Source organism: Streptomyces desertarenae (assembly GCF_042681365.1).
Classification (GTDB): Bacteria; Actinomycetota; Actinomycetes; order Streptomycetales; family Streptomycetaceae; genus Streptomyces; species Streptomyces desertarenae.
Genome location: NZ_JBHUFU010000013.1, coordinates 130,925 through 143,677 on the forward strand (window position 1 = coordinate 130,925; position 12,753 = coordinate 143,677).

Consider the following 12,753-nt stretch of genomic DNA (forward strand, 5'->3'; position numbering starts at 1 on the left):
CGGATCCGCGCCGGCCCCGGCCGGGGGGCCGCCTCCTGTGCGAAGCTGGCCGGGACGCCCGGTCCGGCCGGCTTCGGCCCCGTACGGCCCCGTCCGGCCGGTCCGGCCGACCGTACCGACCCGACTCGATCCGAAGGGCACCACCATGGCTGAGCGCCGCGTCACCGTCGGCTGGCCCGAGGGCCTGCACGCCCGTCCCGCCGCGATCTTCGTCCGCGCCGTGGCCGCCACCGGCCTCCCCGTCACCGTGGCCCGCCCCGGCGGCGATCCGGTGAACGCCGCCTCGATGCTGTCGGTCCTCGGGCTGGGCGCCGGGGGCGGCGACGAGGTCGTGCTGGCCTCGGACGCGGAGGGGGCCGGGGACGCCCTGGACCGGCTGGCGAAGCTGGTCCAGGAGGGGCTCGACGAGCTCCCCGGCACCGTCTGAACCGTCCGGCCCCGCCGGGCGGGCACCGGGGCCGGACGCCTCCGGTGCCCGCCCGGATTCACTCCCGCGGAATTCCCCGGGCCGGTCGGCTCACGGCGGCGGAATACGGGATCCGCCCCTCCCGTCGCGTTCCGAATTCACCGGGCGCATTTCCCCGCCCATTCCCCGTTTCTATCCGGATTCTGTTACGCGCCGTCGCGCGCCGTGTTTACCGGGTGTTTCGCGGTCCTCACCGCCGTCCGCCGCCGGCCCCCGCGCGCGGCCACCGGCCGCTGCTCGCGGCGGACGGCGATCGAGCGCTCCACGTGTGCGCCGGCCAGTGCGTGCGCCCGTTCCGCGTCGCCGCGCGCGACCGCGTCGACGACGGCGCCGTGCTCGCGCCACACGGCGACCGCCCGCTCCGGCGGCTCGGCCGCGTAGACCCAGGTGATCTTGCGGCGGAGCTGGGTGAGCAGCGAGGCCAGGGTGGGGCTTCCGGAGGCCTGGGCGAGGGTCTCGTGGTACCAGTCCCCCAGCGCTCCGAGGTCGGAGAACTGGCCGCGCGCCGCGCGCTGCTGCCCCAATCGCACCAGTCCGCGCAACACCCTCAACTGGGCCTCGGTGCGGCGCCGGGCGGCCCGGGCGGTGCCCAGCGGCTCCAGCAGGGCGCGGATGTCGAGCAGGTCGGCGGCCTCCCGCTCGGTGGGGGTGGCGACGCAGGCTCCCGCGTGGCGGCGCGAGGTGACAAAGCCCTCCGACTCCAGGGTCCGCAGGGCCTCGCGCACCGGGACGCGCGAGACGCCGTAGCGCCGGGCGAGGAGTTCCTCGGTCAGGCGCGCGCCGGGCGGGAAGACCCCGGAGACGATGTCGTCGCGGACCGCAGTGCACACCATGTGCGCGGAAATGCGCATGGCAGGACCTCCGACCTCGTCTCCGTTTTCCCGAAGTGCCGCAGGGTGGAACTGTATTGCACCCGCACGGAATTTCCGATGCCCGGCCGGAAAGAGGCGCGAAACACGCGGCCGCGCGGCCCCGGAAGGGACCGCGCGGCCGATTTCCGCCCCGAGGCGCGCGTCACACGTCGACGCCCTTGGAGGCCAGGTAGGAGATGGGGTTGAAGTCCGAGCCGTAGTAGGCGCCGTTGCGGGCCTCGAAGTGCAGGTGCGGGCCGGTGCTGTTGCCGGTCGAACCGACCGCGCCGATCCGCTGGCCGCCGTCGACCTTCTGGCCGGGCGAGACCTTCGTGGCCGACAGGTGGGCGTACTGGGTGTACTTGCCGTCGGCGTGGCGGATGACGATCTGGTTGCCGTATGCGCCGCCCCAGCCGACGGTCACCACGGTGCCGGGGCCCACGGACCGCACGGGGGTGCCGGTGGCAGCCGGGAAGTCGACGCCGCTGTGCTTGCCGGAGGACCAGGAGGAGCCGGCCTGCTTGTAGGTGGTGGTGGTGTCCACGCCCGCGACCGGGTCGACGTAGCCGCCGGCCGCACGGCGCTCGGCGGAGCGCTCGGCGCGCTCGTCGGCGGCCTTGTGCGCGGCGCGCTCGGCGGCGGCCTCCTCGGCCTTCTTCGCCTCGGCCTTCTCGGCCTTCTCGGCCTCGGCGGCCCGGCGCGCGGCGTCGGCGAGGCGCTGCTGGGCCCGGGCCTGGGCCTTGAGCTCGTCGGCGATGGTGTCGCCGGAGGCGGCGGCCTGGACGAACCCCAGGGCGTAGGCGCTCGAACCGCCCTCGGGAGCGGCGATCGCGGGGGTGGCGACGGCGCCGACCACACCGGTGGCGGCCAGGGCGGCGGCACCGGCCAGGCCGACGCGGGTGCGGGTGGCGCGGCCGGCGTTGCGGTGCTTCTCGGTGAGGGCCTCGGTGGCCTCGGTGAGCTTCCCGGTGGCCTGGGTCAGCTTGTCGTTCAGCTTCTCGGCGAGCTGGGCGGTGGCACGGGTGAACGCCATGAGCGGCGTGCTCCTTTCCTTCCGTGTCGCCTACCGGGTTAGCTGACGGGTTCGGAGCAGGAAGGTCTCCTACGGGCGGGCAGGCCCGATTCACCCCAGGTGCCTCGGAAGAGGGCCTCCTTCCGCGTCCCTCGCGGAAGGGTGGGTCCCCGGCTCCCCGTGTCGGGGATTAGGCGATGGCTGCCGTCGGCCGCGGTCCGCGGTCACTTCTGACGGGCAACGAGATCGACGCTAAACGGACAAATTTGAGCGAGCAAGCAAATCGGGGCGTTTGTAGCTCATGCCACAGACCCCTCCCCCTGAATGGCCCCAAAGCGGGCATAACGAAGGCCCTTGGTGTGACAACCACACCAAGGGCCTTCGCCGTTGGGAACGGCCGAGGGCGGCCGGAAACCGCTAGTCCGTGACGACGGTCACCTCTCCGATGCCCAGCTCCCGGACCGGGTCGGCGATCTGTGACGCGTCTCCCACCAGGACCGTCACCAGGCGGTCCGCCGGGAAGGCGGCCACCACCGCGGCCGTGGCCTCCACCGTTCCCGTCTCGGCGAGCCGGGCGTACAGCCGCGCCTGGTAGTCGTCCGGCAGGTGCTGCTCGACCTGGTCGGCCAGGGTGCCCGCGACGGCGGCGGCCGTCTCGTAGCGCAGCGGGGCGACACCCACCAGGTTCTGCACCGCCGTGTCGCGCTCGGCGTCGGTGAGCCCCTCCTCCGCGAGGGTGCGCAGCACCCTCCACAGGTCCTCCAGTGCGGGACCGGTCACATCGGTGGCCACCGAGCCGTTGACGGCCAGCAGGGACGCGCCGGTGCCCTCCGGGGAGGAGCGCAGCACCTGGGCGTAGGCCCGCACGCCGTAGGTGTAGCCCTTCTCCTCGCGCAGCACCCGGTCCAGGCGGGAGGTGAGGGTGCCGCCCAGGCAGTAGGTGCCGAGCACCTGGGCGGGCCAGACGCGGTCGTGGCGGTCCGGGCCGACCCGGCCGACGAGCAGCTGCGTCTGCACCGCTCCGGGCCGGTCCACGATGACCACCCGGCCGGTGTCGTCCGCGGTGATCGGCGGCATGGGGCGGGTGTCGCTCCGGGTGCCCGTCCACTCGCCGAGGGTGTCGGTGAGGGTCTTGTCCAGGTCGATCCCCGTGAAGTCGCCCACGACCACGGCCGTGGCCGTCGCCGGGCGCACGTGCGCCTCGTAGAAGGCCCGCACCGCGGCGGCGTCGATGCGCTCGATCGTCTCCTGGGCGCCCTGGCGGGGCCGGGAGAGCCGGGAGTCGGACGGGAACAGCTCCGCGGAGAGGGCGATGGCCGCCCGGCGGGCGGGGTTGGCCAGCTCGTGCGGGATCTCGTCCAGGCGGTTGCGCACCAGCCGCTCGACCTCGCTCTCCGCGAAGGCCGGGGCGCGCAGCGCATCGGTGAGCAGACCGAGCGCCCTGGTCAGCCGGGAGGCCGGGACCTCCAGGGAGACCCGCAGGCCGGGGTGGTCGGCGTGCGCGTCCAAGGTGGCCCCGCAGCGCTCCAGCTCGGCGGCGAACTCCTCGGCGCTGTGCCGGTCGGTGCCCTCGCTCAGCGCCCGGGCCATGATCGAGGCCACGCCCTCCTGCCGGCGGGGCTCGGCGTCCAGCGGCGCCGCGAGGTTGACCTCGACGGCGACGACCTTCTGACCGGGGCGGTGGCAGCTCAGCACGGTCAGCCCGTTGGGCAGCTCGCCGCGCTCGGGCGCCGGGAACGCCCACGGCCGGGGCTCGCCGCCGCGGGGCCGGGGGTGGAACTCCATCGAGACGCCGTTCTCCGGCTGGCCGACGGCGGGCTGGGTGGCGTCGCTCACTGGGCGGTCTCCTGGTCGTCGCGGGCGGCGGTGTCGGCGGCTTCCGGGGCGGAGGCGGTGTCGGAGACGGTGGCGCCGTCGGCCACCTCGGCGGCGGTGTCCGGCGCGGTCCCCTGCACCGGCTCGTAGACCAGCACCGCGCGGTTGTCGGGGCGCAGCCGGGCGGCGGCCACCTCGCGCACCTCGTCGGCGGTGACCTGGAGCACGCGCTCCACGGCGGTCAGGGCGAGCTGGGGGTCCCCGAAGAGGACGGCGTAGCGGCACAGCTCGTCGGCGCGGCCGCCGACCGTGGCCAGCCGGTCCAGCCACTCGCGCTCCAGCAGGGCCTGGGCGCGCTCCATCTCCTCCTCGGTGGGCCCCTCCGCGGCGAAGCGGGCCAGCTCCTCGTCGACGGCCGCCTCGATGGCGGCGATCTCCGCGTCGCCGGAGGTCTTCACGTCCAGCCAGCCCATCGAGGGCGCGCCCGCCAGCCGCAGCATGCCGAAGCCCGCGGTGACGGCGGTGCGGTCGCGGCGGACGAGGCGGTTGTGGAGGCGGGAGGACTCGCCGCCGCCGAGCACGGTCAGCGCCACGTCGGCCGCGTCGGCCTCCCGGGTGCCGTCGTGCGGCAGCCGGTAGGCGGCCATCAGGGCGCGGGAGGGCACCTCCTCGTGGAGGACCTGCCGGACCTCCTCGCCGATGACGTCCGGCAGGGTGCCGTCGCGCGGCGGGCGCTTGCCGTCGTGGGAGGGGATGGACCCGAAGTACTTCTCGACCCAGGCCAGCGTCCGCTCCGGGTCGATGTCGCCGACGACCGCCAGCACGGCGTTGTTCGGCGCGTAGTAGGTGCGGAAGAAGTCCCGGGCGTCCTCCAGCGTGGCCGCGTCCAGGTCCGCCATGGAGCCGATGGGGGTGTGGTGGTACGGGTGGCCCTCGGGGTAGACCATCGCCGTCAGCCGCTCGAAGGCCGTGCCGTAGGGCACGTTGTCGTACCGCTGGCGGCGCTCGTTCTTCACCACGTCGCGCTGGTTCTCCATGGACTCCTCGTCCAGGGCGGCCAGCAGCGACCCCATGCGGTCGGCCTCCAGCCACAGCGCCAGCTCCAGCTGGTGGGCGGGCATCGTCTCGAAGTAGTTGGTGCGCTCGAAGCTGGTGGTGCCGTTGAGCGAGCCGCCCGCGCCCTGCACCAGCTCGAAGTGGCCGTTCCCCTTCACCTGGGCCGACCCCTGGAACATCAGGTGCTCGAAGAGGTGCGCCAGTCCGGTGCGGCCCTCGACCTCGTGGCGCGAGCCGACGTCGTACCACAGGCACACCGCGGCCACCGGCGTCTGGTGGTCCTCGGAGAGCACCACGCGCAGGCCGTTGGCCAGCCGGTGCTCGGTCGCTGTCAGGCCGCCCGCGGTGGGCGGGGGCGAGGCCGTGTGAGCCATGGGCAGGGAGTCCCTTCGGTCGCGATCGCGGGCCGCGTCCTCACAACGCGTGTGTGGTCACTGTATGCAAGCGACCAGACAAAGCGCGAAGTTCCCGTACGGTTCGGGGCGGGGACCCGGTTGTCAGAGCCGAGGTCCACAATGGGCACCGTCCGTTCGCCGCCCCTCGCACGGGCGCGCGTGCGCAGCGCACGCCCGCACCGGCGCACCCGCAGTGCCCGGGCACCGAACGAAGTACCGACCGCAGCACCGAAGGAGTCGCAGCCGCGATGGCCCGCCGCAGCACGAAGACCCCGCCTCCGGGGGGAGAGTTCGAGGAGCGCATCCTCGACATCGACGTCGTCGACGAGATGCAGGGCTCCTTCCTGGAGTACGCCTACTCGGTGATCTACTCGCGCGCCCTGCCCGACGCGCGCGACGGCCTCAAGCCGGTGCACCGGCGGATCCTGTACCAGATGCACGAGATGGGGCTGCGGCCCGAGCGCCCGTTCGTCAAGTGCGCGCGCGTCGTCGGCGAGGTGATGGGCAAGCTCCACCCGCACGGCGACAGCGCCATCTACGACGCGCTGGTCCGCATGGCGCAGCCCTTCTCGATGCGGCTGCCGCTGGTGGACGGGCACGGCAACTTCGGGTCCCTGGGCAACGACGACCCGCCCGCGGCGATGCGGTACACCGAGTGCCGCTCCGCGCCCGCGGCCGGGCTGATGGTGGAGTCGATCGACGAGGACACCGTCGACTTCGCGCCCAACTACGACGGCAGCGAGTCCGAACCCGCCGTGCTGCCCGCCGCCTATCCGAACCTGCTGGTCAACGGCGCCTCGGGGATCGCGGTCGGCATGGCCACCAACATGCCCCCGCACAACCTGGGCGAGGTCATCGCCGCCGCGCGGCACCTGATCAAGCACCCCGGCGCGGACCTGGAGACGCTGATGCGCTTCGTTCCGGGCCCCGACCTGCCCACCGGCGGCCGGATCGTCGGCCTGGAGGGCATCAGGGACGCCTACGCCAAGGGGCGCGGCACCTTCAAGATCCGCGCCACGGTCTCCGTGGAGAACGTGACCGCGCGGCGCAAGGGCCTGATCGTCACCGAGCTGCCCTTCAACGTCGGTCCGGAGAAGGTCATCTCCAAGATCAAGGACCTGGTCAACGGCAAGAAGGTCCAGGGCATCGCCGACGTCAAGGACCTCACCGACCGCGAGCACGGGCTGCGCCTGGTCGTCGAGATCAAGAACGGCTTCAACCCCGAGGCCGTCCTGGAGCAGCTCTACAAGCTGACGCCGATGGAGGAGTCCTTCGGCATCAACAACGTGGCCCTGGTCGACGGGCAGCCCCTGACGCTGGGGCTGAAGGAGCTGCTGGAGGTCTACGTCGACCACCGCTTCGAGGTGGTCCGGCGGCGCAGCGAGTTCCGGCGCGGCAAGCGGCGGGACAGGCTCCACCTGGTCGAGGGCCTGCTGGTGGCCCTGGTCGACATCGACGAGGTCATCCGCCTCATCCGCTCCAGCGAGAACGCCGCGCAGGCCAAGGAGCGGCTGATCGAGCGCTTCGGGCTCTCCGACGTCCAGACGCAGTACATCCTGGACACCCCGCTGCGCCGGCTGACGAAGTTCGACCGGCTGGAGCTGGAGGAGGAGCGCGACCGGCTCAAGACCGAGATCGAGGAGCTGACGCGCATCCTGGAGTCCGACGCCGAGCTGCGGAAGCTGGTCTCCGCCGAACTGGCGGCCGTCGCCAGGAAGTACGGCACCCCGCGCCGCACCGAGCTGCTGTCCTCGGCGGACGTCCCGGCGGCGGCCGTCCCGCTCCAGGTCGCGGACGACCCGTGCCGGGTGCTGCTGTCCTCCACGGGCCTGCTGGCCCGCACCGCGGGCGGCGACCAGTCCCTGGACACCGGCACCAGGCGCCGCAAGCACGACGTGATCGTCTCGGCCGTGCCCGCCACGACCCGGGGCGAGGTGGGAGCGGTGACCTCCACCGGGCGGCTGCTGCGGCTCTCCGTGGTCGACCTGCCGCAACTGCCGGAGAGCTCCCCCCCGAACCTGGCGGGCGGCGCGCAGTACACGGAGTTCCTCTCGCTGCGGGAGGGCGAGGAGCTCCTCTGCCTGACCACCCTGGACGAGTCCTCGCCGGGGCTGGCGCTCGGCACCGAGCAGGGCGTGGTCAAGCGGGTGGTGCCCGACTACCCCGCCAACAAGGACGAGCTGGAGGTCATCGGCCTCAAGGAGGGCGACCGGCTGGTGGGGGCGGTGGAGCTGCGCACCGGTGAGGAGGACCTGGTCTTCGTCACCGACGAGGCGCAGCTGCTGCGCTTCCCGGCCGGGCAGGTGCGCCCGCAGGGCCGTCCCGCGGGCGGCGTGGCGGGTATCAAGCTGGGCCAGGGCGCGAAGGTGATCGCCTTCACCGCCGTCGACCCGGCCTCCGACGCGGTGGTGTTCACCGTCGCGGGATCGCGCGGCGCCCTGGTCGACGTGCCGGGCACGGCCAAGCTGACGCCGTTCGACCAGTACCCGCGCAAGGGCCGGGCCACGGGCGGGGTGCGCTGCCAGCGCTTCCTCAAGGGCGAGGACTGCCTCACCTTCGCCTGGGCCGGCGCCGCCCCCGCCCGGGCGGCGGACGCCAAGGGCTCGCCCGTCGAACTGCCGGAGCCCGACCCGCGCCGTGACGGCTCGGGGGTTCCGCTGGCCAAGCCCGTCTCGGTGGTCGCCGGGCCGGTGTGACGGCCGGGCGTCCGGCCGCCGCGCTCCCCCGCGCGGCGGCCGGACCCCGGTGGGCCACCGGGTCCGCCGGCGGAGGGGCCCGGCGCTGCGCCGGCGCCTCAGTCCCGCACGTAGCGCAGGACGCCCCACATGCTGTCGGGGCCGGCCTCCTCCGGTGCGGCGGCCGCCGTGCAGGAGGCCAGTTCCCTCCGCACGGCCTCCGCGTCGATGCCCGAGCCGATCAGCACCAGCCGGGTCAGGCGCGGCTCGCCGGGCTCCCACGGGCCGGGCTCGAAGCGCAGGAAGCGCCCGACGGAGTGCACCCCGAACCTCTCGCGGTGGCCGGGCACCCCGAAGTGCACGAAGCCCTTGATCCGGTACAGGCCGCCGGGCCTGTCGTCGAGGAAGGCCATCAGCCGCCGCGGGTCCATGGGCCCGTCGGCCGTGAACTCCACGCTCTGGTAGGCGGCGTGCAGATGCCCGTCGTGCCCGTCGCCGCCGTGCCCGGCGTCCCGGACCTCGGCCCACACCTCGTCGAGGGAGAGCTGCCGGAAGCCCCTCCCGTCGTCCCTTCTCTCCCGCCGGTCGAAGAGCAGGCCGGGGTCGACGCGTCCGTGGACGGCGGGGACGACGGGGGCGCCCCGGCACAGCCGTCGCAGTTCCTCCTCCAGTGCGGTGCGCTCGGCACCGCCGATCCGGTCCGCCTTGTTGAGCACCACCAGGTCGGCGATCGCCAGGTGCCGTTCGATCTCCGGGTGCGCGGCCCGGGTGGCCTCGAACTCGGCGGCGTCCACGACCTCCACCAGTCCGCCGTAGACGACGTCCTCGTTCCCGCCGGCGAGGACCATCCTCACCAAGGTCGCCGGTTCGGCCAGGCCGCTGGCCTCGATGACGATGACGTCGATGCCCGCCGACGGCTGCGTCAGGCGGCCCAGCATCTCGTCGAGGTCGTCGGTGTCCACGGCGCAGCACAGGCAGCCGTTGCCCAGGGAGACCATCGAGTCCACCTGCCCGGCCACCGTCATGGCATCGATCTCGATGCTGCCGAAGTCGTTGACGACCACGCCGATGCGGGTGCCGGCGCTGTGCGCCAGCAGGTGGTTGAGCAGCGTGGTCTTCCCCGCGCCCAGGAATCCGGCGAGGACGAGGACCGGGATCCGCTTCGTGGCCAAGCTCGCGCCTCCGTCGTGCGGTGTGCGGGGTGTCGTCGCGCCGTGCCGTCCCGGCCGTGCCGGAACGGCTGCCGATCGTAGTCGACGCCCGTCTTCCGCCCGCCCCGGCCCACCCGTTGCCCGCCGCGGGGGCGGCGGGAGGCCGGGCGGGGAGGCAGCGGCTAGGCTCGCCTGTGTGAGTACCTGTTCGACCGCCTCGCACGCGCTGGCCGAACCGCTCGCGGCCACGGCCGCGACGGCACGCACCTGGCTGCTGGTCGAGCAGCCCGGTCCGTGGGGGGCGAAGGCGCCGACCGAGAGCCGGCTCGACCCCGCCCTCGGCGCCGCGCTGGAGCGGGCCGCCGTGGGGAGCGGGGTGCGGGTGGCGCTGATCCGGCGCCCCGGCCGCCACCCGGACGGTGCCGCCGGCCGGCTCCGCCGGGTCTACCTGGCCCACACCCTGCCGGGCCGCTCCTGGGTGCGCACCGGCCTCCTGCGCGGGCCCGGCGACCTGCGGGACCTCGACGCGGCCGCCATGGCCGCCCTCGGCGAGGGGCGCCACGGCGGGCTGTGGGAGCCCTACGACGGCGACCCGCTGGCGCTGGTGTGCACCAACGGCCGGCGCGACCGCTGCTGCGCCCTGCTCGGCCGTCCGCTCGCCGCCGAGCTCCGCGCCTCCGACGCCGGCGAGGTGTGGGAGGTCAGCCATCTGGGCGGCCACCGCTTCGCGCCCACGCTGCTGGTCCTGCCGTACGGCCACGCCTACGGCAGGCTGGGCGGCCACGCCGTCAAGGGCGTGCTGGACGAGGTGCGCCGGGGCCGGGTGGTCACCGACGGCTGCCGCGGCCGGTCGTCCTGGGAGCGCCCCGGCCAGGCCGCCGACCTGGCCGTCCGGGAGCTGACGGGCGAGGCGGACGCCGACGCGCTGACGGTCGCGGGCACCGGCGGTGCCGCCCCGGTGTGGAGCGTCACCGTCGCCCACCGCGACGGCCGCGCCTGGCGCGTCACGGTCACCGAGAACTCCGACGTGCCGCCCCTGCCCGCCAGTTGCGGCGCCGGGCCCGCCCCCCAGCCCCGGGTGACGGCCACGGCCGTCACCCGGCTGTGACCGCCCGGTTCCACCGGCACCGCCGCGGACCGCGTCCGCACGTCACGCCGAGCCCGCACCCGTCAGCGCCCGCACCTCCGTCTCGGCGTGGGCGGCCGCGTCCGCGGTCTCCCCGCGGGAGAGCAGCGTGCCCAGCCAGCCCGCCAGGAAGCCGGCCGGAACCGAGAGCGGTGCCGGATTGCACAGGGGGAAGACGGCGAAGTCCGCTCCCGGCAGGAGCGCCTGCGGATGGCCGGAGACGACCGGGGACAGGACGGTGGGCACGACGGCGGCCGCCAGTCCGCCGCAGAGCGCCCACCGGGCGCCCCGCGCGGTGAAGCGGCGCCGGAACAGCGTGTACAGGAGCACGGGGAGTCCGGTGGAGGCGGCGACCGCCAGCGCCAGCCCGAGGAGGACGAGGGCGCTCACGTCCCTCAGGAGCAGCCCGGCGGCGACACCGGCCGCGGCGACACCCGCCGCGGCCGCCCGGGCGGCCGCGGTCTCCCTCCCGGGCCGCCCGCTCCCGGGACCGCGGCCGGACCGTGGGGAGCGGACGTCCGCCGGGGCGGGGGCGCGCAGGTCGCGGACGACCGCCGCGGAGGAGGCGAGCGCGGCGCCCGCCACGGCGGCCGCGGCGGCGGTGAGGCAGACCGCGGCGACCGCCGCCGGCAGTACGGTCCCCCAGGGTGTCCCCGCCCCGCCGCCCGCCTCCGCGGCGAGCAGCCGGACGGCCGCGCCGCCGGCCGCCGCGGGCTCCTGTGCGCCCCCGGAGGCGTCCGGGTACCGCACGGCGCCGGACAGGACCGCCGCGCCAAGGCCGAGCAGCACCGCCGCCGGGCAGAGCAGGCCGGCCGCGCCGGCCGCCCACACCACCGAGCGCCGGGCGGCCCGGGCGGTGGGGACGGCGGTGAGGCGGGCCAGGACGTGGGGCAGCCCGGCCGTGCCCAGGACGAGCGCCAGGCCGAGGGCCGCCAGGTCCGCGCGCGCCCACCGGCCGCCGCCGTGACCGGACAGGGCGGGGACCGTCCCCGGGCCGCCTCGCCCGCCCGCGGCCTCGGCCAGCGCGGCCGGGCCTCCCGCCCGCACCACCGCCACCGCGGCGAGCGCGCAGGCGCACACCAGGAGCGGGACGGTCGCGGCCGCCAGGATCCGGGTGGTCGTGCGCATGCCTCCGTACAGCGCCCGGAGCACCACGAGCGCTCCCGCCGCGGCGGCGGCGCCGAACACCGCTCCCCGGGGCTCCGCGCCGACCGGAAGCAGCCTCACCAGGGCGGCCGCACCCGCCGTCTGGGCGGCCACGCAGAGCACCGCGACCGTGACGGACACGATGCCCGCGGCGGTCCTGACGGTGTGCTCCCGGGCCCGCAGGGCCGCCATGTCGGCGAGGGTGAACCGGCCGCAGTTGCGGACGGCCTCGGCCGACAGGAGCAGGACCAGCGGCCAGGCCGAGAGGAGGGCGGCGGCGCAGAACAGGCCGGCCGGGCCGCTGAGCGCGGCCGTCCCGGCGACCGCCAGGAGGAGGGTGGCCGAGGGGTGCTCCCCGGCGGCCGCCAGGCCGTTCTCCGCCGGGGAGAGCAGCCGTCCTCCCGCGTGGTACTCCTCCGGCGTGCCGCGGCGGCCGACGCCTGTGCGCCGGGCGAGCACCAGGACGGCGGCGGCCGGGGCGCACAGCAGCAGGAGCGCCGGAAGCGGCTGGGCGGCGGTCACCGGGCCGGCTTCCGCAGGTCCCCGCACGGCGTTCCCGTCCGTGCCGCCCGCACCGCGCCGGTGCCGGCGGCGTGGTGTGCCGGGTCCCGGGCGTACCAGCGCAGCTCCAGTGCCGCCGCGTCCCGGTGCAGCCGCGCGTGCCCCAGGTAGGCCCGGACCGCGACGAGGGCGGCCGCGGGCTGCGCGAGCGCGGCGGCCATCCCCACCGTGAGCGGCCCGCCGCCCGGTGCGCGGGCCATCAGCCCGGGCGCGGCCGCGAAGGCGACCGCGTGGGCCAGCTGGCACGCCAGGAGGCAGGCGGCGGCCGGGAGGACGAAGCGGCGGTGGCGGCGGCGCGCCTCCCGGAAGGCGGTGCTGCGGTGGACCGCGAGGCGGGCGGCCCGGCCCGCGGCGCGGGGATCGGCGCCCCGGTCCGGGCCGCCGTCCGCCCCGGGCGCCGGGGGGCCGCCGCGGCCCCCCTCCCGGTCCGAGGCCAGGGTGTCGTACCAGGGGTCGTCGATCCGCATGGTCCAGGATGGACAGAGCCGCAGTTCGCGGA

General features: G+C 75.6%; 10 protein-coding genes and 1 riboswitch. Of the genes, 3 read left to right on the forward strand and 7 right to left on the reverse strand.

The window, feature by feature from the left end; translation table 11 throughout:
- Window positions 1-145: 145 nt before the first annotated feature.
- On the forward strand, window positions 146-427 hold the full coding sequence (locus ACFSJS_RS21340) for an HPr family phosphocarrier protein (RefSeq protein ID WP_380902818.1): 282 nt from the start codon (window positions 146-148) through the stop codon (window positions 425-427).
- Between the two features lie 185 nt (window positions 428-612).
- On the opposite strand, the gene ACFSJS_RS21345 is transcribed toward ACFSJS_RS21340, so the two are convergent.
- From ACFSJS_RS21345 to ACFSJS_RS21360, 4 genes are all read right to left on the reverse strand, one after another.
- Window positions 613-1,317 carry a GntR family transcriptional regulator gene (locus ACFSJS_RS21345; protein ID WP_380902820.1) on the reverse strand — a complete coding sequence of 235 codons (705 nt, stop codon included), beginning with the start codon at window positions 1,315-1,317 and terminating at the stop codon, window positions 613-615.
- 163 nt (window positions 1,318-1,480) lie between these two features.
- Window positions 1,481-2,350 (reverse strand): M23 family metallopeptidase, encoded by an 870-nt coding sequence (locus ACFSJS_RS21350; protein ID WP_380902822.1) that lies wholly within the window; start codon window positions 2,348-2,350, stop codon window positions 1,481-1,483.
- A gap of 12 nt (window positions 2,351-2,362) precedes the next feature.
- Window positions 2,363-2,536: riboswitch (cyclic di-AMP (ydaO/yuaA leader) on the reverse strand.
- A gap of 210 nt (window positions 2,537-2,746) precedes the next feature.
- Window positions 2,747-4,114: a M16 family metallopeptidase gene (locus ACFSJS_RS21355; protein ID WP_380902889.1), complete on the reverse strand. Its 1,368-nt coding sequence runs from the start codon at window positions 4,112-4,114 to the stop codon at window positions 2,747-2,749.
- Window positions 4,115-4,161: 47 nt separating this feature from the next.
- Window positions 4,162-5,574 (reverse strand): M16 family metallopeptidase, encoded by a 1,413-nt coding sequence (locus tag ACFSJS_RS21360; protein WP_380902824.1) that lies wholly within the window; start codon window positions 5,572-5,574, stop codon window positions 4,162-4,164.
- A 269-nt stretch (window positions 5,575-5,843) separates the two neighbouring features.
- Here ACFSJS_RS21360 and ACFSJS_RS21365 point away from each other — a divergent pair, with 269 nt between their 5' ends.
- Window positions 5,844-8,291, forward strand: a complete 2,448-nt coding sequence (locus tag ACFSJS_RS21365; RefSeq protein WP_380902826.1) for a DNA gyrase/topoisomerase IV subunit A — start codon at window positions 5,844-5,846, stop codon at window positions 8,289-8,291.
- A 98-nt stretch (window positions 8,292-8,389) separates the two neighbouring features.
- Here ACFSJS_RS21365 and ACFSJS_RS21370 read toward each other — a convergent pair whose 3' ends face one another.
- A complete protein-coding gene (locus ACFSJS_RS21370; RefSeq protein WP_380902828.1) occupies window positions 8,390-9,442 on the reverse strand; it encodes a CobW family GTP-binding protein in 1,053 nt (350 codons plus the stop codon).
- Between the two features lie 175 nt (window positions 9,443-9,617).
- Here ACFSJS_RS21370 and ACFSJS_RS21375 point away from each other — a divergent pair, with 175 nt between their 5' ends.
- A complete protein-coding gene (locus tag ACFSJS_RS21375) occupies window positions 9,618-10,529 on the forward strand; it encodes a sucrase ferredoxin (protein ID WP_380902830.1) in 912 nt (303 codons plus the stop codon).
- Window positions 10,530-10,571: 42 nt separating this feature from the next.
- Here ACFSJS_RS21375 and ACFSJS_RS21380 read toward each other — a convergent pair whose 3' ends face one another.
- Both ACFSJS_RS21380 and ACFSJS_RS21385 read right to left on the reverse strand, forming a co-directional pair.
- Window positions 10,572-12,215, reverse strand: a complete 1,644-nt coding sequence (locus tag ACFSJS_RS21380) for a sodium:solute symporter family transporter (protein ID WP_380902832.1) — start codon at window positions 12,213-12,215, stop codon at window positions 10,572-10,574.
- Window positions 12,212-12,721 carry a DUF485 domain-containing protein gene (locus tag ACFSJS_RS21385; protein ID WP_380902834.1) on the reverse strand — a complete coding sequence of 170 codons (510 nt, stop codon included), beginning with the start codon at window positions 12,719-12,721 and terminating at the stop codon, window positions 12,212-12,214. Before ACFSJS_RS21385 ends, ACFSJS_RS21380 begins: the two co-directional genes overlap by 4 nt.
- Between the last annotated feature and the right edge of the window lie 32 nt (window positions 12,722-12,753).

Bases quoted from the DNA above. Each gene is read 5' to 3' on its own strand.
- ACFSJS_RS21340 (WP_380902818.1), top strand. From the start codon at position 146: ATGGCTGAGCGCCGCGTCACCGTCGGCTGGCCCGAGGGCCTGCACGCC.
- ACFSJS_RS21345 (WP_380902820.1), bottom strand. From the start codon at position 1,317: ATGCGCATTTCCGCGCACATGGTGTGCACTGCGGTCCGCGACGACATC.
- ACFSJS_RS21350 (WP_380902822.1), bottom strand. From the start codon at position 2,350: ATGGCGTTCACCCGTGCCACCGCCCAGCTCGCCGAGAAGCTGAACGAC.
- ACFSJS_RS21355 (WP_380902889.1), bottom strand. From the start codon at position 4,114: ATGGAGTTCCACCCCCGGCCCCGCGGCGGCGAGCCCCGGCCGTGGGCG.
- ACFSJS_RS21360 (WP_380902824.1), bottom strand. From the start codon at position 5,574: ATGGCTCACACGGCCTCGCCCCCGCCCACCGCGGGCGGCCTGACAGCG.
- ACFSJS_RS21365 (WP_380902826.1), top strand. From the start codon at position 5,844: ATGGCCCGCCGCAGCACGAAGACCCCGCCTCCGGGGGGAGAGTTCGAG.
- ACFSJS_RS21385 (WP_380902834.1), bottom strand. From the start codon at position 12,721: ATGCGGATCGACGACCCCTGGTACGACACCCTGGCCTCGGACCGGGAG.